Below are 22784 nucleotides of genomic sequence, written 5' to 3' on the forward strand. Positions count from 1 at the left end.
GAACCATCCTGCCCGTTTGGTACCCCGTTGTGATCCCTGTCCCGGGTGAATGCCCGGTGAGTGAACGTTGAGAGCACGGTGAGTGCACCCTTTGCCAGGAAAGGGTGCACTCACCGTGCTCTCACTGTGCTGTCATCCTGCTCTCGTCTCCCATCGTAATCCACTGGGGTTCACACAGTAATCACATAATTCTATAACCTTTCTTCCTTTGAAATTGTTTATCACTATATATTCAGTTATTTAACTAAACATTTAAAATTATGGCAGTCAGAGACAGGCAGGGAAATCTGAGGGGCCGTGCAGGGGATAAAATTAACAGGGTGCTGGGCGGCAAAAACATTGTGCAGGCAATTCCGGACGAGGTCAACCAAACCGAAGCTACAAAAAAGTGCAGCGGCGAGTGGGGGCTTGTCAGCACCACGGGGAAAGTTATTCGCAAAGCGATGAGCTATATCTGTGATTTTTACGACAGCGACATCACTAACCGCCTCACGGCGGTCGTAAAAAAGTCTATCACTGCAAGTGATAAAAAGATCCTGCACCGGGATCTTCATGACGGGGATACGGATGTGTTTGCCGGTTTCCAGTTCAATATCAAGTCGCCCGTTGACAGGGCCCTGAAAGTAAAGCCGGAAGTCTCTGTAGATGAAAACTATCGTGTTTCCTTCTTCCTGCCGGCTTTTTCCGGTAAGCAGGATGTAGTTTATCCTAAATTTCCGTCGCAGCTGCGCTGTTCCATTTCTGTGCATATTACTGCTTTCAACCTCAGGAAAGATTATTTTATCAGGCTGGAACGGAGGAATGCCGATGTCAGGATAACAGAAAACGAGCCCCTGGAATGGTATTTTTCACCGCTGATCCCCGAAGGGGGTATAGTGTTCGTTTGTTTGTCTCTGGCTTACTTCACAGATGACAACAAGTCGGGCAGAAGGTATGTAAACGGAAAGGACTGGTGTCCTGCCACGATTTTGACAGCCTTTCATGCTGGCCCCGGAAATACGGATGAGGCTTCGTCAGGAGCATTGGATAAGGAGGCTCTCAATGGTTACATGGGAAATGAGCTGATCCGTAATTTTTTGCTGGTGGAAGAAGAGGATGAAACGGAGGTACAGCAGGGGGTTGAAATGATTATATATTCATAAAGGAACAGCATGGGAGTATATAAAAAAGGGATTAATGGCCCTTTCTCCGGCAAAGCCGGAAGTGTAATCGGAAGCAAGTGGCGGAAGGTTGATTATATGCGGGGAATTTCAAAACCCACTCATAAACCCGCCAGCGAAGCACAGACTGCCCAGCGCGAGAAGTTCAGAATACTGTCGGCATTTCTTTATCCTATGGCTAAGCTGCTTAAAATCGGATATAGCAATGAAGACGTTCGTTTCAAGACTGCCTATAATATTGCATTTGGATATAACCTGAAGTGGGCAGTTGTCCTGAAAGATGGTAAATGGAAAATTGACTACAGCAGGATAGCGCTCAGCCGCGGCAGCCTTCCCAAGCCTGTAGAGGCAACTGTTGAAGTTACGCCGGAGAAAAAGTTTCTTGTAAGATGGTCTGCTGAAATAAAAAATTCCTTTATTTCTCCCGAAGATAAAGTGAACCTGGTGTTCTATCATGAGAACACTGTTTCTCATTTCCTCAGCACCGGTTGCCTCGAAAGGAGGGAGGGACAGGCGCTTTTAGATCCTCCTGACATCCCGGAGCCCGGAACATGGCAGTGCTTTATGTTTTACACATCACCATATGGGGATAATTCGCAAACGCAGTACCTGGGAGAAATACAGACAAACTGAAGATTGGCTACATCTGAAAGAACTGACGTTCACTTCCCGGCAATAGTGGTTATATGCGTGTATGCTACCACTTAATCGTTTTCTCGATAAACCCGATTAAATCGTTGGCCATGGCCTGCTGTTCATTCTTTTTAGGATGGCCGGGGGTATTTTTATATGGAAAGAAAATAGTGTGGATCTTGTTGTCGTGGAGGTTAGATACTGCTTGTTTAATATAGCCAGGCCATTTTGAAATTTGCTCAGTGGCATTCATGTTTCCCAGGGCACAGATGATATGGGCTTTGGGATATTTTTTACGAATGCTTGCAACGAAACTCTGATAGGACTGGATAATAAAGTCCTCTGTCGGCTTTTTTGTGCCGAAGCGGGCTTTAAACTGCGGGTGTTCGGGCATGTTTGAGAGCCAGTAATCGTTTTGGAAGAGATTGATCACCACGATGTCCGGGGTATATTGATTAAAATCCCATTTGCTGCGGGGATCGGCGGGGTCTAGACGGTCGTAGATTTCGGGCATGATCTCGGGGAACCAGCTCAGCATAATACCGATGCCGCTACGGGCTATGCAGGAATACTGAGCGTTGAAGTGACGGGCGGTTAACGCCGCGTACGTGTAATAGTTGTTAAAGTATTTGGCTAAGCCCGAGTCATCCATTCCTGCAGGAACGTCTACGCCGTGTCCTGCAGTGATCGAATTTCCGTAGAACTCTATCTTCCTTTTCGGAAGCTTTTCCGGTTCGGAGATACTGGCATTGCCTTCAATTTCAAGTCCATACAGAATATTTTCAGAGGTGTTATTAGAAACCTTAAAAAGTTCCAAAGTATGCTTCCCCTGCGGCAGGCCTTTGGCCAGCGTAAAGTCTTGCCTGGAGCTGTTTGACCCGAATTTAAGTGCGTTGGAAGCATCTCCGTCGATGATGGCATAGAAAAAGCCCTCTTCGCCGAGTGATTTCATGTCTGCTATAATGCCGGTACCTGTAAAGTTCAGCGTAGCGGAAGAGCCCGGCCAGTAAAATGATACGGAATCTTCGTTTACTTTTATTCTTCCCATATAGGAGATGTTTTTATTACCGGGTTTTACCGATAGTTGGGCAAAGCAGGTAAGGGAAAGAACTGCTAAAAGAAAAGATGACAGGCTGTGCTTTAAAAGCGTATTCATGTTTGTGATATTTCAGGTTAGCAATATAGTAAGTGTAATGCGATTTTTTTGGATAAATCTGTGATTATGCAGGTTCGTATCGAGTGCTTCCATCTGTTTTTCTATTGAACAGAAAAACAAATACCATGAAAAGCTGGATAAAAAAGAATTCTTTATGAGAAAGCACAGGTTCCGGGTTGATAGCTGATCGTGCTAATGAGAGGACAATAGATCCATTAATCTGTGATTAACGTAGTAAGTTGTCCTCCCCGTTTTTTGTGGTTTTACAATGTCTGAATCTGTTAGTTTTTTTAGCCAGGCAGATGCGGTCTGCCGGTGCGCCAGACCTTTTTTCTCCAGTAAATCAATTTTCAGATAGGGCAGCGTAAACATCAATTGTAACAGATCGTAGCTAAAGGATGCTCCTAAGGCCTGTTTTATTTTTTCTTCTGTCTCATCTTTTAAGGCAAGCAGGTGTCTTATCTTTTTGGTAGTCAGTTGTGCCGTTTCCGTTACCGCTGTAAGCATATACATGATCCAGTTATGCCAGTTGTTTTTTTCGGTCACTTCTCTCAGTAGCTGGTAATATTCGGGCTTGTGCTTTACAATGTATGAGCTGAGATATAAGACCGGTTGAGATAATAGTTCCTGTTGTACAAGATAAAGTGCATTCACAATACGTCCTGTACGGCCGTTACCATCAGAAAAAGGGTGAATAGCTTCGAACTGATAGTGAATAAAAGCCATCTTGATGAGAGGATCGAAGATGGAAGAACCCGGATCATTTATAAAATTCTCTAAATCAGTTAATTTTTCTCTTAATATGTCTTCGCAGCATGGCGGGGTATAGATCACTTCGCCGGTAATGGCATTTTTTAGTGCCGTACCCGGAGTTTTCCTGACTCCCGAATCGTTTTTTTTGATCGTTTGTACTATTTCAACCATTGTGTTGGCAAGTAAAAGGTTTTTTTGCCCTTTCATCTTTTCAAGGCCTTTGTATAGTGCTTCTCTATAATTTAATACTTCTTTTGCTGCAGTACTGCCAGATTCTTCTTCTATCGTTGCTTTATATAACTCGTCTTGTGTGGTGACAATATTCTCAATGGCAGAGCTGTCTTTACTTTCCTGGAGGACGATGGTGTTGATTAATAGTTGAGGATCAGGTAAGGATGCGCAAAGTCCATTTAGCTCGCCTAAATGCCGGGACGCTTTTATGAGATGCCTGAGTATTTCCGGTGACTCTGTAAAGTCCGGAGGGGGCAGATTGGGCAGATCATTATAGGGAATATCCTTGTTATAAGACATGGTGAATCTCCGATACTATTTTGATTCGTGTCGAATTGATCGACATGAATTTTATTTCATGTCGAATTTAATGCTTTTTTTCGACATGAACATTTTTTCATGTCGAAGCGTTCGACATGAATTTTGTTTCATGTCGAATTTAATGCTTTTTTTCGACATGAACATTCTTCAACACTTTCACATCTTTAATCAGGACGGGTTCTCTGAAAACTGTGCGATCATATCATCCAGGATCTCTTTGCTGTAACCGATACGGTGAGCATAGTCCAGGCAGAGGGCGTATTCTGTGTCGTGGATTTCGCCGTCCTGTATCATCATCTGTACCAGGGTTTGCAGTTCGAGGGTCTTTTGAAGACCATCTTGGGGGATGATGAAACTGAGTACGCCGAGGTTATCGGCAATTGGCATCACATCATCCGGGCTTAAACCTAATTTGTCTCCTATGAAAAGCAGGAAATTGCTTTCATTTTCGTCGAGTACCTTATCTGCTGCGGCAACCAGTATTACATTTTGGAAGAAGGCTAATTTTTTTTGCTTTGTATCGAGGACTTCTTCAATAGATAGTTTCTTTTGCATACTTATATTTGTTGACTAGAGGAAGTGAATTAAGGGCATTTTTGTTTTATTTTCGTTGTCATGCACGATAGAATACTGTTTGTACTGAGCCTGTTATTTGTCGTTTTTTTACTGGTGATGCTGGCGAAGCGGGTGAAGATCGCTTATCCCATTTTTCTGGTTATCGCCGGTCTGGCGATCAGTCTTGTTCCGGGACTGCCCCGTTTACATCTTGACCCGGAGCTGGTGTTTCTGATCTTTTTGCCGCCTCTGCTCTACGAAGCAGCCTGGTATACCTCCTGGAATGATTTCTGGAAGTGGAAAAGGCCGATCATCCTTCTTGCCTTCGGGCTTGTCTTTTTTACATCCAGTATTGTTGCCTGGGTAACATCTTCCATGATTCCGGGGTTCACCCTCGCCTTAGGCTTCTTGCTCGGAGGAATTGTATCTCCTCCGGATGCAGTAGCTGCCACCACGGTTCTGAAAGGGATGCGTGTCCCGAAAAGGCTGCTTGCTATACTCGAAGGGGAGAGCCTGGTGAACGATGCTTCCTCCCTGATCGTTTTCAGGTTTGCTCTGGCGGCTGTACTTACCGGCACCTTTTCTGTTCAGGATGCATCTTTGCAATTTGTACTGGTTACCGGGATGGGAATAGTAGTGGGCCTCGCCGGAGCTCACATTTTGTACGTCATCCACCGGTTTTTGCCGACAACACCTGCTATAGATGCGGCCCTGACTGTCATGACACCTTATATTCTCTTTCTTGCTGCCGAGCACTTTCACTTCTCCGGGGTGATGGCAGTTGTTTCGGGAGGACTGTTTTTATCCTGGCGGTCGCATGAGGTTTTTCGTACCGGTAACACCCGGCTGAACATGCTCGGAGTGTGGACGACGATGATCTTCGTGATGAACGCGCTGGTCTTTATCCTGATCGGACTGGCCTTGCCTGAGATCATAGAGGGCCTTGGCGACTATTCCATCGCCGAAGGGATTAAATACGGGCTGCTGGTCAGTGCGCTTGCTATTATCGTCAGGATCGCCTGGATCTATCCTACAGCCTTCGTGCCCCGCTGGCTGAGTGCATCTGTCAGGCGCGACCCTCCTCCCGGATGGAAGGGCCCGCTGGTGATCGGCTGGGCGGGGATGAGAGGAGTGGTTTCTCTGGCGACCGCACTTTCTATCCCGCTCTACATGGCGAACGGAAGCCCTTTCCCGCACCGGAACCTGATCGTTTTTATCACGTTTGTGGTGATCTTTGTGACGCTCGTATTCCAGGGGCTCACCCTTCCTTTTTTGATCAAACTGATCCGTCTCCGTGAGATTGATCCCATCGTCCGCCAGGAAGAACAGGAAACCGGGATCCAGCTAAACCTCGACCGGGTGGCATTCCGCTACATTAAAGATCATTGCAGCAAGCGCGTGGAAGAAAATGAATTGCTGGCTTTATATAAAAACGGGTTGGAACGCGATATTGCCGCAAATGAACAGCGCCTTGAATCTCTGGAGTGTGATATTACCGAAATGGATCAGATCCGGTCTTACCGCAAGGCATTGTCTGAAGTGTATGCGGAACAACGCAAAGAATTATTCAGACTTCGGAAGTATAATCTTTTTAGCGATGAAGAGATCAGGAAAGCGGAACTTCAGCTTGACCTGAATGATCTGAAGATTAACGGGAGCGGACATTAAGCCGGGAGGGATCCATTCAACGGATTCCTCCCGGGGAGAACTTATGTAAGAGATCGTTTTAGTTTTTGACCCTGAATCTCAAAACCGTGAAAGAGTAGGGAGCCAGCTCAAGGGTAGTTTTTCCGCCGATGTCTGTTTGGCTTATAACCGGACGAACATCCCTGTCTGCCGGGTTTCCGCTGATCACTGTTTTTCCTGCTTTCCCGGATTCCGGCCTGTACGTTTGAAGATCGAGGGATGTGTTTACCGGTACCGGGAGGATATTCACCAGCTTTACCACTATCTCGTTTGTTTTGCTGTCTTTCACAACTGAACAGGCAATGCGTTTCTTTACCGGGGTGTTGGTGTTGGATAACGATACTGATGAGGGAATATATTGGTCTCCCGCGTTTTGGCCATAAAGCTGCTGCACATAATAGCCAGTTGTGGGCTTAACTTCTGTATTGTTGAAATAGATCAAATCGGGGTTCCATTGCGTATGATTTTCCCTGGCTAAAAGAGGGGCATAAGAAGCCATCTCTACCACGTCACCGTTTCTTTCTAAAGAAGTGAGATAAAGTGCTTCTGCAAGGGCAGTTTCGAGGTTGGTTTTGTTCCCGCCGGGTAGGCTTGCTGCATATTCTCCGAGGTAAACCTTGGATTTGGAGCGGTCGTAGCGGTCATAGAAGTCCTGGTTGTTGATAAACCATCCGGGCGACTGATAGTAATGTTCATCCATTACCGGGATATTCAGTTCTGAAGCTATCTTCCAGCCTTCTACGTAATCTGATCCTTCAAAGAACGGGCCTGCCGTGCCGATCACGGTAATTTCCGGATGTGCTTTTTTCAATGCCTTGTAGATCATCTCAAAACGCTCGCGGAAAACATCAGTGATCATATCTTCATTTCCAATCCCGATGTACTTAAGATTAAAGGGCTTGGGGTGCCCGGCTTCTGCACGTTTTCTGCCCCAGACCGTATTCGGGGCGCCATTAGCATACTCCACGAGATCTATAATATCCTGGATATAGGCTCCCATTTCGTCCATTGGAATGCCTCCCTGCTGTCCGCCCCCACCCGTGGAAGAGTTCTGGCAGGGAACTCCTGCAGCAATAATAGGTACAGCTTCAGCTCCTATATCTTCACAAAACTGGAAATATTCAAAATATCCAAGTCCCATGCTCTGGTGGTAGTTCCAGATATTGCGGTCGCCTTTGCGGCTCTCGAGCGGACCGATGCTGTTTTTCCATTTATAGATGTTGGCGATGCCGTCGCCATGGGCCACACAGCCTCCGGGAAAGCGAACAAACCGGGGATGTATATCGGCGATGGTTTGTGCGAGGTCGGCACGGAGACCGTTTTTCCTGCCTTTAAATGTTTTTTGGGGGAACAGCGATACCATGTCGAGTGCTATGCCGCCGGAACTGAGGGGTTGTATTTCCAGACGGGCATCGGATGCATCGGCAGAGGGTATCAGGGTACTCTTTAGAGATTTCCAGCCAGATGCTGAAACTGTTATGGTGTTGCCGGCAAGAACTCCCCTGCTGTCGCTGACAAGCTTTATCGCCAGTTTGTTTCCTTTTCCCTGTAGCAACCCGGTGAATGCCGAAAAGATATAGGGATCGCCTTTCTTTACAGCGATACCATCGTATCCTGTGTTTACGAGTGATGCGCCGGGCTTTTCCACCGTCAGCACCGCATAATGAAGATTATTTGGATGTACAGGCTTCACAGAGTCGATTCTGAAGCTGGCATTTTCTCCCTTCAGGCTCCAGCAAGAGCTGCTGTTCCATTCCTTGTCCGAATATTTCTTATCCCGGGGGTGATATTCAAAATCCCGGTTCTGGATCAGTTCTGCATACAGACCACCGTCTGCCCCGTAGTTAATATCTTCAAAAAACACACCTGTCAACATTGTACTAATTTTTTTTGCTTCGCCAGGATGAAGCATGATCTCTGCATCTACCGTTTTCAATCCCGCGAAGCGGATTGCATCGTCTTTGGTTGTTTCAGCGTTTTGGATGGCTTTGTATTGCTGAAGGTCATACGCTTTTATCAGACCCTCAACAAGGGCCCACGCCACGCGGTGAACCTGACCCTCCACCTTCTCACCCTGAAGAGAAACGGTTGTTCCCAGGTTTGTATAAGCTGAGGCTGTTATTTTTTCAACAGGCGTATAGCTTTTGAAATCCTTCGTTTCCGTGCGGAAGTATTCATTTCCTGAATCGGCATAAACAATGGTATACTTACCTGTGCTTTTGCTGTAAGAAATTACGGGGCGAAGTACATTCCTGCCCTTTTGCACATAAGGATAATTCTGAGGCCGCCAGTTAATGAGATCTGCGGAACTGGCGTGCGCAAACTGCAATGCCCGGTCATTGACGCTCCAAACGATCTGCCAGGTGTCGTTTGCTCCCCTGATCAGGTAAGGGGTATACATCTTTTTCTCTGCTCCCCAGGTACCGTAGTCGCTCCTGAGAAAAGGGTATCCATTGCCGATTGCAGTCCAGTTCTGCTTGTCAATGCTCCAGGCAAAGCGTAAGCCATTAGTTCCGTAAGAGAAAAGGTAAAGCGAGTCGGGCTGATCAAGTGCTTTATGGTTGGCGGCAAATACGCACTGGATGAAAGCGGGTAAAAGGAAGCTGATTATCAGAAATTTCTTCGTCATGGTTTACTATCAGGGATTGGTTAACTGGTTCTGTGTGTTGAAGAAAACAAAAATAATATTAAATGTCAATTTTACAATTAGTAGATGTAAATTAAAAGCAGACCGGATGGGGCAGAGCGTTGCAGAGTTTCGCCTCTATTTAACCCTGGCATTCCTGCTTTTTAGTTTTAATAGAATATTTTAAATAGTCTATTGACTTTGTAGATTATTGTTTTACCTTTGTCCAGTGTTCTTTTAATACTTATCCAGAAAGACGGAGGGAAAGGCCCTGTGAAGTCTTAGCAACCTGTAAATATTCAAGGTGCTAATTCCTGTCCGCAACAGCGGAAGAGATAAGGTTGGTATGTCAATCTGAATAAGTTTAGTATAAATCAAAACAGTTATGGAAATTTATTTAGACATTGTTGCAAATGAACGTTCAGCCTCCGGGCGACAGTCTGCCGCTTACCGGCTTTTTGTAGATCATCAGACCTCTTCCTCTAAAACCTCTATCTCTCCAGTCAGCTGTTGTAAGCGAATGTGTTGTTGCTAATCACTATTAGCATACTTTAATTTCTGCAATGCCTGTCCCCGTTCGGGACGTTCAGGCACTACTTGTACATTTTATTAATATCAGAGCAGGATTGTCCGGTTGCGGATAGGTATACTCCTGTCGTATGCATGGTATTTTATATCAAGTCTCCGTGCTGCACCTGTAATCCTGCTGTTCACAACATTTAAACTTTCGATGAAAAGAAGTATATACACACTTTTATTTTGTTTTGCCCTGTCATTCACCTCATTCGGACAGAGTCATATAAACGGATTTCCGGGCCAGTCATCACAGGCGCAGCTGCAACTGGAAGACAAGTTCGATAAACTGTTAAGTAAGAAAAACATCGGAGAAGCTATCAGGGAGTATTCGGCAAAGCCCCACCATCTCGGATCTGCACAGGGAAAGATCGTTGCTGAATCTATACGCAGGCGGTTTGCAAGCTACGGATGGGATGCCAGGATCGAAACCTACCAGGTTCTTTTTCCCACGCCGAAGAACCGTTTGCTGGAGCTTATTGCACCCACGAAGTTCACAGCTCTCCTGAAGGAGCCGGCATTCCCGGAAGATGCGACTTCGGGGCAGGAAGGGCAGTTGCCTACCTACAATGCCTGGGGAGCAGATGGCGACGTCACCGGTCAACTGGTATTTGTAAATTTTGGATTGCCGGAAGATTACGAAGTCTTGAAGCGTTACGGCATCGACATAAAAGGGAAAATTGTGATTGCCCGTTATGGACGCTCCTGGAGGGGAATAAAGCCTAAGATTGCATGGGAGCACGGAGCAATTGGCTGTATCATCTATTCAGACCCGAAAGAGGACGGGTATTACCAGGGAGACGTGTATCCAAAAGGACCGTTTAAGAACGAACATACGGTGCAGAGAGGGTCGGTAATGGATATGGTGGTTTACCCCGGAGATCCTCTTACCCCGAACGAAGGAGCGACAGAAAAGGCAAAACGGATCGACCGGAGTGAAGCCCCTACGATTCTTAAGATTCCCGTTCTGCCCATCAGTTATCACGATGCACAGCCTCTTCTGGCAGCCCTGGGCGGCCCCGTTGCTCCGGCTGAATGGCGCGGAGCCCTTCCGCTCACCTACAGGATCGGGCCGGGACAGGCACAGGTGCATCTGAAAGTAGAGTCGAACTGGGATATTGTACCTGCTTATAATGTGATAGCGAAGATTAAAGGTTCTGTTTATCCCGATGAGTGGGTGATTCGCGGGAATCATCACGATGCCTGGGTAAACGGCGCCGATGATCCTGTAAGCGGTCTTGCTGCTTTACTGGAAGAGGCGAAAGCGATAGGAACCCTTTACAAATCGGGGATCAGGCCTAAAAGGACATTGGTCTATTGCGCCTGGGACGGAGAGGAACAGTCATTACTAGGCTCCACCGAATGGGCAGAGTATCATGCTGCGGAATTGCAGAAAAAAGCAGTTGCGTATATTAATTCGGACGGGAACAGCAGGGGCTTCCTCGGTGCCGGAGGTTCGCATGCCCTGGAAAACCTGGTAGACGGAATTTCCCGTAGTGTCAAAGATCCGCAGACAGGAGCAACGGTGTACGAGCGGCTGAAAGCAAGGGATATCGTAAGAGCAGGCACCGCTAAGCAGAAAAAAGAGCTCATAAAGAAGGATACCCTGGCCTTGTCGGCCCTGGGAACGGGCTCTGATTATTCCGCATTTCTTCAGCATCTTGGCATCCCTTCTCTTAACCTGGGCTATGGAGGAGAAGATGAAGGGGGCGACTACCATTCCATTTATGATTCCTATGATGATTACGTCAGGTTCAAAGATTCAGATTTCAGTTATGGGGTGACATTATCTCAGACTGCGGGCCGTGCAGCTCTGCGCCTCGCAAACGCGGATGTGCTTCCTTTCGACTTTACAAGTCTTCGCCGCCGGATTTCAGGGTATGTGCAGGAGCTTAGCCAACTGGCTGATCAGCTCCGTGAAAGTTATGCTGTTCAGAATACCCTGGTCAGCGATAAGTATTACCAGCTTGCTGCTGACCCGCGTGAGAAGCTGCAAATTCCGGAACTTAAACCGGAAGTACCAAAGTTTGAGTTCGGGAGCCTGAAGAGTGCCCTGGACAGCCTTGATGCCGCGGCCATTGCATTGTCCGGCAAGACACAGGCCGCCGGAGGGAACCCAAGAGCGCGGGCAGCCCTTAACCAGCTTCTGTTCCAGGCGGAGAAAAGCCTTTTAAGCGATGAAGGCCTGCCTCATCGTCCATGGTACCGCCATACTATTTACGCACCGGGTTTCTACACAGGTTATGGGGTTAAAACACTGCCCGGTATCAGGGAAGCTATTGAGCAGGGGAAATGGGATGAAGCCAAACATCAAACCGAAGTAGTGACCGCAGCCATTCTGCGTTTAGCGCGTCAGCTTGGTAAAATCAATCAACAGCAATACTTATCACAAGTAAAATGAAATTTCTTTATCTATTCATATTGCTATCGTTTGCCATCCGGGTGCAAACGTATGGCCAGCAGCGCCGTATTACAGGCGTTGTCACACAGGAAGGAACCGGGCAGACATTGCCGGGCGTGAGCGTTTCGGTAAAGGGGCAGAAAAAGGGGACCTCTACAGCGCCCGACGGGCGGTATTCCATAACGGTCAACAATGATGCAGCAACGCTTGTCTTTTCTTTTATTGGCTTTGAAGCAAAGCAGGTGCCGGCCGGAACAGGGGTACTGAATGTACAGCTGAAGTCGCAGGCCAATGCACTGAATGAAGTGGTCGTTGTAGCCTACGGAACCGCCAATAAAGCAACCTATACGGGATCGGCTTCGGTCGTGAGCGCCGCAGATATTGCCAAACAGCCGGTATCGAATATCAGCAGGACGTTGCAGGGAACAGTTCCAGGAGTCCAGTCCATCGCAAGTGCCGGGCAGCCCGGGAGCGAAGCGACGATCCGCCTGAGGGGAATAGGTTCGGTGAATGCATCCAGTGATCCGCTGTATGTCGTGGACGGGATTCCCTATTCAGGGAATATCAATTCGATCAACCCGGCGGATGTTCAGTCCATCTCTGTGCTGAAGGATGCCGCTGCCAGTGCCCTCTACGGAAGCCGTGGCGCCAATGGGGTGATCATTGTCACCACCAAGCAGGGAAAACTTAATGCGAAGCCGGTGGTGTCGCTGAATGCCAGTACAGGCGTAGCATCGCGGGCAGTAGACGACTATGATTACGTGAACACCGGCCAGTATTTCGAACTGGAATGGGAAGCTATCCGGAATCAGCAGCTTGACCAGGGAAAGACTGCCCAGCAGGCTGCCGAATATGCCAGCCGGGAACTGGTGGGTACCCTGAAGGTAAACCCGTATGGCCCGGATTATTCGCAGCCGGTGGGAACAGATGGAAAGCTGGTTGCAGGCGCCGTTCCATTGTGGAATGACGACTGGAACGAGTCGCTGAACAGGACGGGAGTAAGACGGCAGGTAGACCTGGGTATAAACGGGGGCGGTAACGAAAGCCGGTATTTCGTATCCGGCGGATATCTCCAGGACAAGGGTTTTATTATTGGTTCCCAGTTTGAGCGGTTTAACGCGAGGGTGAACTACAATACCCGTGTGAATAAATGGTTTGAAGCTGGCCTGAACATCGCGGCCTCTTCCACAGATCAGGATGCGCCACCCCAGACAGACAGTAACCAGGGCAACTTTGCGAACTTTGGCCGCCTGGTTTCGAATATTTACCCGGTATACGAACGGAATGCCGACGGCACCTATAAGCTGGATTCGCAGGGTCAAAGGATATATGATTTTGGAAATTACCGTCCCAGTGCCGCGGCAACGGGAAATAATCTTCTCGGGGGAGCAGACCTGAATAAATATAAGAATAAGCTGGACGCTCTTTTAATGCGCGCGAACCTGCAATTTAACCTGCTGCCAGGTTTAAAGCTTAAAAGCAGCGTGAACACGGACTATAACAACCGGCTTAACCATTCATATACCAATCCGCTTTTTGGCGGGGGCATCAGTACGGGAGGTTCCGTATCAAAAAGCAGTGCCCGCACAGTGGCATACACGGTGAACAACCTGCTGGACTATACTTTTACCTTCGGCAACCGCAACAACGTGAATTTGCTGGGAGGGCAGGAAGTGTATGTATTTAATGTATCCTCTCTTTCAGGCAGCCGCAGTAACTTTGGTTTTGGCGGAAAAGATGAGCCATCAGCGGCTTCGCTGCTCAACAGTTTCACCGGCAGTGCCGATAATTACAAGCTGTCGAGCTTCCTCGGGAAGCTGGAGTATAATTTTGACCACCGCTATTTCCTGTCTGCCAGTTTCAGGCGTGATGGTTCGTCGCGCTTTAGTCCCGACTCGAGGTGGGGTAATTTCTGGTCGGTCGGAGCATCGTGGAATGCCACATCAGAGACCTTTCTGAAAGATTCGGACTGGCTCAGCAACCTGACGCTGAGGAGCAGCTATGGTGCGCAGGGCAACGATAACCTTGGAAGTTACTATGCTTACCAGGGGCTCTATTCTATTTATAACAGCCTTGGGCAGGCTGGTTTGATTACGTCCAGGCTTCCTACTCCCGGGTTAAAATGGGAAAGTAACCTGAATTTTAATGCGGGACTTGATTTCGGACTCTTCAGCAACCGCGTTACTGGTACTTTCGAAGTATACCAGAGAAAGTCGAAGGATCTGTTGTTCAGCCGCCCGCTTGCACCTTCGCTTGGCTTCGGCGCTATCGACGATAATATCGGTACTCTTACCAATAAGGGTTTTGAAGGATCGCTGCAGGTGACACCGGTGTTGTCTGAGAAGTTCCGCTGGGACCTGGGCGTTAATTTCTCCCACTTTAAGAACAAGATCACCAGGCTGCCGCAGAAAGAGATCACGACAGGCGCCATCGGGCAGCTGGGGTCAACGAAGAAGCTGACTGTCGGAAGTTCGGTATACGACTTTTACATCCGTGAATGGGCAGGAGTGGACCCTGCAACAGGAAGCCCGCTCTGGTACAAGAACGTATATGAAACAGACGCTCAGGGGAATAAGGTGATTACCGGCCGCACCACGGTTAAAACGACTGCTGACGCAGACATTTATTATTCAGGAAGCGCTTTGCCCGATCTTACCGGCGGTATCACCAATACGTTCCGGTTCAGCGGGTTAGAGCTTTCTTTTCTCCTGGCCTATAATCTCGGCGGAAAGATCCTCGACCTGGATGAGCTGATGGTGGTGCATGTGGGTGAAAATACCGGCCGCACCTGGGGAACACAGGTGCTGAACCGGTGGACGCCGGAGAACACTGCCACCGATGTTCCGAGACTGACCACCAATCCGGCTACAACGTGGAACAGCATCTCCACCCGGTTCCTGTACGATGCCACGTATGCGAGACTGAAAAATCTGAGCCTCAGCTACCAGCTTCCGAAGGGTTTTATTAAAAAGACCGGGCTGGCAGACGTGAGAGTGTATACCAGGGGCGAGAACCTCCTGACATTTTACGGGCACAAGGGGATGGATCCCGAACAGGCGGTTGACGGAGTGACGTATTACCGTTACCCGGCTCAGAAAACAATAACTTTTGGATTTGATGTTTCATTTTAATTCCAGCGAGATGAAAGCTTTTAAAATATTTCTTTATTCTGCCCTTATCACCTTATCGCTCTCAGTAAGCTCCTGCAGCGACTCTTTCTTCGAGACGTCGCCTGCGGGGGACCTTACAGGAGATGAAACTTTTGCTTCCACCAAGAACATCGATGCCCTGGTGAACGGTACCCTCCGCTACCTGATGGAGTCGAGCACTTCGCAGGACAATCCGGGTCTGGGGGCTATCATTCTTACTCAGGAGGTAATGGGCGATGACGCCATTGCCCGCGATGGCGTGTATGGCTTCCGCGATTCTTATCCTTATAAGGATCCCTACGATAATACTACCAGGAGGGCTTTGTTTTTCTGGACACTCCAGTATAAGGTGATCGACAACTGTAATAATATCCTGGCGAATACCGATGCTGCTGTGGGAACGGATGCCGAGAAGAACTATCTGAAAGGGCAGGCCCTGGCTCTAAGGGGATTTGTGTATCTCAATCTTGTACGGCAATACCAGTTTACGTATGCAAAAGATAAAAATGCAAAGGCCGTGCCGGTATATACCGAGCCAACCAGCCCGGCTTCCCAGCCGAAGCCGAGGGCTACTGTGGAACAGGTGTACCAGCAGGTGATCTCAGACCTTACCCAGGCAGAAAGTCTGCTGAATGGCTTTGTCAGGTCGGTGAAGAACCGCCCGGATGTAAATGTCGTGAGGGGGCTTCTCGCCCGTACTTACCTGACGATGGAGAACTGGACCGCCGCCGCGGAAAAAGCGCGCCAGGCCAGGACCGGCTACCCGATCATGGAGGCACAGCAGTATCTGCAAGGTTTCAACGATGTGTCGAACACAGAATGGATCTGGGGACATCCGCAGACGGCAGATCAAAACCTGGGCGGCGCCTCCTACTTTGCTTACATCGACGTTACGCCAAGCACCGGCTACCGCAGCATCATGCCGGATCCTTATTTCCGGAACCTTTTCGCCGACGGAGATATCAGGAAGAGTTTATTCGAGGTGGTAACCAGTTCCTCCGACCCTATGTACCGCTGGATCAAATACAAGAAGTTTGTGAACAAGACGGACAAGTCCGCCCACATCGTTTTGATGAGATCTTCTGAAATGGCGTTGATAGAAGCGGAAAGCAAGGCGCGGCTTCATGATCCTCAGGGAGCAGTATCGGCCCTCAACGAACTTCGCGTGAAGAGAGGCCTGGCTACCCTGTCAGCCGCAGACTTTACTGAAACTGCACTCATAGAGGAGATCCTGACCGAACGGCGCCGGGAATTATGGGGAGAAGGCTTCCGTCTGCCCGACCTGCTCCGCCTGCAAAGGGCCCCGGTACGGAAGGAATCGACAGAGACCTTTCTTGTAAATGGAACGAATGTACTGATCAAGGGGCACTACGTTATCAAGTTTACCGACGGAACCAGCCTCGTTCCTAATAGTCCCTATTATTTGTTCCCGATCCCTGATAATGAAATTAAGACAAACCCCAATCTATAAGTAAAAGAGATGAAATCTTTCGTATTATTCACGACAGCCGTTTTGCTTGGCACTACCGTATCTGGCCAAACAAGCAGTCCCCTTCAGCTTAAGGGGACCACTTTGGGTATAAAAGAGGGTAAAGTATACCTTCAGAAATTTGAGAATAAAATGTTCTTCACAATCGATTCTGCCAGCATTAAAGACGGCAGGTTCAGCTTCGCAACTAAGGTGAAGCTGCCGGAGCTTTACGGACTGACGCTGGACAGGAACAAAAACCCTTTCTATATTTTTCTTGAGAACGTTCCTGTGTCTGTCAGTCTCGATTCTGCATCTTACTACAGGAATTCTAAAGTAAGCGGATCAAAAGCCCAGGATATCTTTACTGCATACAAAGAGAACCAGAGGGAGGTAAAGATCGATGAGTTTATTAAGCAGAACCCCTCGTCCATTGTCTCTGCATATGTTTTGTACCGCGATTTTTCTTACCGGCTGACGGCTGACCAGATCCAGTCGAATATCAATTTGCTGGCTCCGGCGCTTCAGAAAACACAATATGTGTCGGTATTGAAAGAGCTGATCCCTGTATTGAGCAGGGTAGGAGTGGGCAATAAAGCGATTGATTTTACAGCGAACGATCCGGACGGAAAGCCGGTGAAGCTGTCGGATCATTTCGGTAAATACCTTCTTGTTGACTTCTGGGCCGGTTGGTGCGGTCCATGCCGCCGGGAGAACCCCCATGTTGTAGCTGCCTATAACAAATACAAAGACAAGGGATTTGATGTGCTGGGTGTTTCACTGGATAAAACGAAGGAAAGCTGGGTAAAGGCCATTGCGGATGATCAATTGACCTGGACGCATGTTTCAGACCTGGCTTTCTGGAACAGCGCCCCTGCAAAGCTGTATGGCGTGAGGGCTATTCCTGCCAACTTTCTGATTGACCCGAAAGGAGTCATCATCGCCCGGAACCTGAGGGGGAAGGATCTGGATGAAAAGCTTGCGGAGCTTCTGAGTGGTTCGGCTTCAGTGGGAAGCGGGGCTTCTCAATAGGAAGTATGACAAGGCATCACCAACCAGTCCACCCCGGAAATTCATCGGCTGTAGGATTGGTGAATGTCATGATCAAACACAGGGTGTCCCGGGAAAAGTGGATTACGCTCATCCTGACACCCTCTGTTATCGTTTAATTTAAAAACTTACTGATGCGCCTTCAGCCATTCCAGCCTGCGCTGATCCGGTAAATGTTTTACAGTAAAGTTCTCGAATTTGGCAACAAAGCCGTCGCCATCAGGACAGGCAGCCATTAAACCCACCATTACAGGAGTATTGTCCTGGAGGGGGGCATTCCTGGTCATGATATAGTTTTTGTCGTCCAGCGAATAGAAGATCTCGATGGCATCGAGGCGGCGGACTACTTTGATCCAGATGAATGGAGGCGCCTTGTCGAGTGTCGTTACACTCCAGTCGCTCTTTTCGTGAGTGACGACGGTGCTGACGTTAAACTTCCCGTCTACAAATTCTACCCCGGTCTTGATATAGTTCTTATGGTCAGTCCTGATCATCAGACCCATCTGGTCAAAACGGGCTTTATAAGCTCCTGTAAGTTTTACTTTTGCTTCAAACTCTCCGCCGTAAGTGGTGTAATAGAAGGGGGCGTCATCGACTGTGAAGCCATAATGGGATATGCGCCAGTAATCGCTTTTGGGCGTAACGGTCATGGTCAGTGCGTTGTTTTTCACTTCCCATTTTTCCGGTTCATTGTACCATTGCATTTTTTCTAAAGTCTGGGCCTTTACTGTGTTAAGATGAAGAGAAACAGCAATGCTGAAGAGAAAGAAGAGTGGTTTCATTCTGATATATTTAGCTTTTTTGATGTGCAGTGAAGGTAATAAAATGACGCTGACAAAAAAAGCCGGGTGATGTTTTCACCCGGCTTCTTCTTTAATTTAGCCTGAACCCTGTTTTGGTTCTGACATCGGAGGATGATGCTCCGATGACGGCTTCAAAATCTCCTGGTTCGGCTACCCATTCGTGTTTAGCGGCATCAAAGAAGCTTAATGCAGATTTGTCTATCGTGAAAGACACTGTTTTCTGCTCGCCTGGTTTGAGGGATACTTTCTCAAATCCTTTCAGTTCTTTTACCGGGCGGGCGACGCTTGATTTAAGGTCGCTGATATAAAGCTGTACAATTTCTTCTCCTTCCCTTGATCCGGTATTTTTCACATCTACAGAGAAGGTGATTTTATCGGAAGGGGAGATGGTGTTTTTATCAGCTTTCACTTTTCCGTACTGGAACGATGTGTAGCTCAGGCCGTGGCCGAAGGCAAACAAAGGCTTCACCTTTTTTGCTTCAGCCCAGCGGTATCCAACAAAAATTCCTTCTTTATAGGTGATTTCCTTGTCGCCGGGGAATTCGCCTGCGTTGTGAGCGCCATTATCTGTTAATTTTACAGGGAATGTGAAAGGCAGTTTTCCGGAAGGATTTACATCGCCTGTCAGTACCGAAGCAATGGCGTTTCCGGTTTCGGAGCCAAGGAACCAGCCCTGTACAATGGCAGGAACTTTGTCAACCCATGGCATTGCTACTGCATTTCCCGAAATGTTCACTACGACCAGGTTCTTGTTCACCTTCGCCAATTCGCTGATCACGGCGTCCTGGTTGTAAGGCAGTCCGAGGCTCTTGCGGTCATTGCCTTCAGAATCCTGGAAGTCGCTTTTGTTGAGACCTCCGAAGAATATTACCAGATCAGCATTTTTTGCTGTGGCAACGGCTTCTGCCAGGATTTCGGAAGCAGGGCGCTTATCTGCCAGGTTTTGCCCGGTAGCTACCCCGTTATAGTTGCCGGTAGTATCTCCTACATAACCCCGTGCAAAGACGATCTCAGCTTGCTTGCCAATTCTGTTTTTTAAGCCTTCAAGCGGTGAAATTTCGTAGCGGGCCTTCAGTGAAGAACTCCCTCCGCCAACGGTCATCATTTTTATGGCGTTTTCACCGATTACTGCGATCCTTTTTACTTTACTTAAATTCACTGGCAGTACGTTGCCTTTGTTCTTCAGCAGGACAATTCCTTCAGCCGCTATTTTGCGTGCTGCCAGTGCGTGTTCTTCCGTTGCGAAAGATCCGTAAGGGCGGTTCTTATTCATGGTGGTGAGGAACGACAAGCGGAGGAGACGACGTACTTTTTCATCCAGTTCTTTGGTGCCTACCTGGCCTGAATTGATGAGCTTCAGGTAAGGATTGGCGAGGTAATAGTTGTCGTAAGCGCTGCTCTTTCCTTCGGTGAGCCCGTTTGTCCAGGATCCGAATTCAAGGTCGAGGCCATTGAATATCGCCTGGCGTGTATCGTGAACACCACCCCAGTCGGATACCACAACCCCCTTAAAGCCCCATTCCTTGCGCAGGATGTCATTCAGCAGGTATTCATTGTGGCAGCAATGCTGTCCTTTATACAGGTTGTAAGACCCCATGATAGACCATGCATCTCCTTCCTGTACGGCTGCTTTGAAAGCGGGCAGGTAAATTTCGTAAAGAGTGCGGTCGTCGACGTTTACATTATAGCCGTGACGGTTTGTTTCCTGGTTGTTGAGAGCAAAATGCTTTACGCAGGCAGCTACGCCGTTTTGCTGTACCCCTTTAATGTAGGGAACGACCATCTTCGAAGAGAGGAAGGGATCTTCTCCCATATATTCAAAGTTACGGCCGTTGAGAGGACTCCGGTAGATGTTTACACCGGGCCCCAGCAGGATATTCTTGTTCCGGTACCGGGCTTCTTCCCCCAGTGATTTTCCATACAGGCCCGCCATATCCTTATTCCAGGTAGCGGCCAGGCAGGTAAGTGCAGGGAATGCTGTACATGAGTCATTCGTCCAGCCAGCCTGAGACCATTCGTCCCACAATACTTCAGGACGGATGCCATGAGGCCCGTCGGTTGCCCAGTTATCAGGGATGCCGAGCCGGGGTACTCCGGGAGAACTGAATTTCGATTGAGCATGGATAATGGCAATCTTTTCTTTGAGTGTCATTTTACTCAGTGCGTCCTCAATTCGGGCATCGATGGGTTTACTGTCATCAAGATAAACAGGGAGCTGGCTTTGAGCAGTTGCCTGCTGGAAACTTAGCGTGATGGTGACGACAAGGAGACTGCAGATGGTGCAGGCTCTGGCGTACATTTTTTTCATAATTGAACAGTACATGATTTATAGATTTACATATTTGGCCGGCTAAACAAGCCGTTTATTCTTTCAGAATGTAAAGTTAACAGGAGCGGGGGATCAGAAAATGTGAAGTATGAAAAAAGTAGTGTTTTTAAGTTGTAGTGTGTTGTTTTACAGTGGTTTATTGTTGTTTGTTTCAGTGGAAAAAGTAGTGGATTTGTGAGCGGAATCAACGCTTTCTGATAGTGATCCGATGGTCATTACCCGTTTCTCAAAGTCTTCACGGGGTACCCTGGCCCTGTTCCTCGCCTTTGTTCTGTAGTTATAAATTGTACTGAGAGAATAGCGGAGGAATGCAGCGATTTTGACACTGTCTGTAATACCCAGACGGACGAGGGCGAATATCCGGAGTTCGGTATTGAGCAGTTCTCCCGGTTTTGGAGCGACCTGTTCGTCAGGAAGCAGAAGATTATTGAATTCGCGGATAAATTGAGGATAGAGATTGAGGAAGATATTGTCAAATACCTGGTAGAGTTCTTCAATCTCGTTCTCGACAAGGGTATTCGAGCGAAGCATCTTTAAAAGAGTCTCCATCCGCCTTTCTGTTGCTACTTTATTGAGTGTTTTCCGGTAATCTTCCAGCTTATTGATATAAGTGGAGCAGAGGTCAAAGAATTGAGCAATGTACACCTCTTTCACCTGGTTGGATTCAGATAACTGGGCATTTACCTCGCTGAGGTGCAGGTTCGTCTGACTTAGCTGCCGGTTCAGATCTGCCAGCTGCAGACCGGTAGCATGCAGTTCTTCTTTTATACGGGATACCTTTTTCATCTGAAGGTATACATAGATGATGGCAGCGGTGAGAATGGCAGACAGTATGCTGATCAGTACAAGATAGAGCTGAAGCTGGTTCTTTTGCTTTGCTTCTTTTTCCAGATATGCGGTGTTGATGATGGTGTATAATTCTGACATCCTGAGGGTGCGGAATTTAACATCACAAAAGATTGCGTCGTCAATGGCCGAACGGGTGTAGGCAGACGCGCGGTCTATATCGCCGTTGTAATAAAATATGATTGCCAGGTTTTGCAGGGATGCATGATCTTTGATCGCGTTTTTAATATCTGTAATAGCCGATATAGCATAATAATGATTCGCACTATCCATCTTTCCCTTTGTGTGATAGATGGTGGCAAGCACATAGGTGGCCATTGCGTAGTCTGCATAGTTTCTTTTAGCTTCGCCCAGCAGCTTACGGATCTGGTCCTGAGCTTCTTCCAGCTTTTTATCTGAGATGTATTTCTGAACCGTGTTCAGCTTAAATTTTACCGAAGAAGGATTCAGTACGCTAAGGAGAGAATCCCGGTATTGGCCTATCCGGTCAATATATGCCTTATTATAATTATTCGTGGTGTAGTGCTCAAGGAAAAGGATCTTTGATTCGTAATACCGGACCAGCAAGGTCTTTGACAGCGTGTTCCTTTTAATATTTTCTAAGATATTCTGCGATTCGAGAAACTTCCCGGTGGAGGAATACAGGTTGGACTGCTGTAACAGGCTGGCAGTGATCAGATCATCCCTTTTCAGTGTCTGTGCAATCCGGAGGCATGAATCTGCATACGCAATGGCGGCAGTAAGCTGATATTTCTGGTATTCCTCAGCCAGGCTTTTGCTGATATTATATCGTTCGAGCGGTGGGAGAGAGCCTGAAAGAAGCTTTTTTAGAGCGGTAATCCGTTTTTCCTTAATCCGGGAGTAGATCTCTTTATGCTGAAGTACCTTGTTCAGTTCGATGATAGCTGGTTGATTATCTTCGGCAAGTGCTGCTTTTCCCAGAGAAAACAAGAGAATAAGTACGAATCGGACGGTCTTCACTATGCATCATAATCAGGTGGAAAGGCAAAGATAATAAAATACAAATAAGCCGGCAGGGTAAAG

Annotated in this window: 14 protein-coding genes and 1 riboswitch; of the genes, 7 read left to right on the top strand and 7 right to left on the bottom strand. The window is 47.8% G+C overall.

Annotation, left to right across the window (positions count from 1 at the left end):
• Positions 1–260 precede the first annotated feature (260 nt).
• Positions 261–1142 (top strand): hypothetical protein, encoded by an 882-nt coding sequence (locus DDR33_RS22780; RefSeq protein WP_109418114.1) that lies wholly within the window; start codon positions 261–263, stop codon positions 1140–1142.
• Positions 1143–1151: 9 nt separating this feature from the next.
• The gene (locus DDR33_RS22785; protein WP_109418115.1) at positions 1152–1793 is read left to right on the top strand and encodes a DUF6266 family protein; all 642 of its coding nucleotides are present in this window, start codon (positions 1152–1154) and stop codon (positions 1791–1793) included.
• A gap of 64 nt (positions 1794–1857) precedes the next feature.
• Here the strand turns inward: DDR33_RS22785 and DDR33_RS22790 are convergent, their stop codons facing one another.
• From DDR33_RS22790 to DDR33_RS22800, 3 genes are all read right to left on the bottom strand, one after another.
• The gene (locus tag DDR33_RS22790) at positions 1858–2949 is read right to left on the bottom strand and encodes an SGNH/GDSL hydrolase family protein (protein WP_109418116.1); all 1092 of its coding nucleotides are present in this window, start codon (positions 2947–2949) and stop codon (positions 1858–1860) included.
• Positions 2950–3141: 192 nt separating this feature from the next.
• A complete protein-coding gene (locus tag DDR33_RS22795) occupies positions 3142–4233 on the bottom strand; it encodes a Fic family protein (RefSeq protein ID WP_109418117.1) in 1092 nt (363 codons plus the stop codon).
• A 189-nt stretch (positions 4234–4422) separates the two neighbouring features.
• Positions 4423–4809, bottom strand: coding sequence for a hypothetical protein (locus DDR33_RS22800; protein ID WP_109418118.1), 387 nt, complete (start codon positions 4807–4809; stop codon positions 4423–4425).
• 60 nt (positions 4810–4869) lie between these two features.
• On the opposite strand from DDR33_RS22800, the gene DDR33_RS22805 reads away from it, so the two are divergent.
• Positions 4870–6477 carry a Na+/H+ antiporter gene (locus tag DDR33_RS22805; RefSeq protein ID WP_109418119.1) on the top strand — a complete coding sequence of 536 codons (1608 nt, stop codon included), beginning with the start codon at positions 4870–4872 and terminating at the stop codon, positions 6475–6477.
• A 58-nt stretch (positions 6478–6535) separates the two neighbouring features.
• Here DDR33_RS22805 and DDR33_RS22810 read toward each other — a convergent pair whose 3' ends face one another.
• Complete coding sequence (locus DDR33_RS22810) at positions 6536–9124, bottom strand: alpha-L-arabinofuranosidase C-terminal domain-containing protein (protein ID WP_109418120.1); 2589 nt, start codon at positions 9122–9124, stop codon at positions 6536–6538.
• Between the two features lie 238 nt (positions 9125–9362).
• Positions 9363–9463: riboswitch (SAM riboswitch) on the top strand.
• Positions 9464–9851: 388 nt separating this feature from the next.
• Between DDR33_RS22810 and DDR33_RS22815 the strand changes: the two genes are divergently transcribed.
• Genes DDR33_RS22815 through DDR33_RS22830 form a run of 4 tightly spaced genes read left to right on the top strand, consistent with a single transcriptional unit; the run spans position 9852 to position 17744 of the window.
• Positions 9852–12095: a transferrin receptor-like dimerization domain-containing protein gene (locus DDR33_RS22815; protein ID WP_109418149.1), complete on the top strand. Its 2244-nt coding sequence runs from the start codon at positions 9852–9854 to the stop codon at positions 12093–12095.
• Complete coding sequence (locus DDR33_RS22820) at positions 12092–15226, top strand: SusC/RagA family TonB-linked outer membrane protein (RefSeq protein WP_202913824.1); 3135 nt, start codon at positions 12092–12094, stop codon at positions 15224–15226. The genes DDR33_RS22815 and DDR33_RS22820 overlap by 4 nt, the downstream gene beginning before the upstream one ends.
• Positions 15227–15236: 10 nt before the next feature.
• Positions 15237–16715: a RagB/SusD family nutrient uptake outer membrane protein gene (locus DDR33_RS22825; protein ID WP_109418150.1), complete on the top strand. Its 1479-nt coding sequence runs from the start codon at positions 15237–15239 to the stop codon at positions 16713–16715.
• Positions 16716–16724: 9 nt separating this feature from the next.
• Positions 16725–17744, top strand: a complete 1020-nt coding sequence (locus DDR33_RS22830; RefSeq protein WP_109418122.1) for a TlpA disulfide reductase family protein — start codon at positions 16725–16727, stop codon at positions 17742–17744.
• Positions 17745–17890: 146 nt separating this feature from the next.
• On the opposite strand, the gene DDR33_RS22835 is transcribed toward DDR33_RS22830, so the two are convergent.
• From DDR33_RS22835 to DDR33_RS22845, 3 genes are all read right to left on the bottom strand, one after another.
• Complete coding sequence (locus tag DDR33_RS22835; protein WP_109418123.1) at positions 17891–18544, bottom strand: DUF1349 domain-containing protein; 654 nt, start codon at positions 18542–18544, stop codon at positions 17891–17893.
• A gap of 91 nt (positions 18545–18635) precedes the next feature.
• A complete protein-coding gene (locus DDR33_RS22840) occupies positions 18636–20873 on the bottom strand; it encodes a glycoside hydrolase family 3 C-terminal domain-containing protein (protein ID WP_238387912.1) in 2238 nt (745 codons plus the stop codon).
• Between the two features lie 147 nt (positions 20874–21020).
• The gene (locus DDR33_RS22845; protein WP_238387913.1) at positions 21021–22721 is read right to left on the bottom strand and encodes a DUF6377 domain-containing protein; all 1701 of its coding nucleotides are present in this window, start codon (positions 22719–22721) and stop codon (positions 21021–21023) included.
• Positions 22722–22784 lie beyond the last annotated feature (63 nt).

Origin of the sequence: Pararcticibacter amylolyticus (assembly GCF_003130405.1) — a bacterium.
GTDB lineage: Bacteria > Bacteroidota > Bacteroidia > Sphingobacteriales > Sphingobacteriaceae > Arcticibacter > Arcticibacter amylolyticus.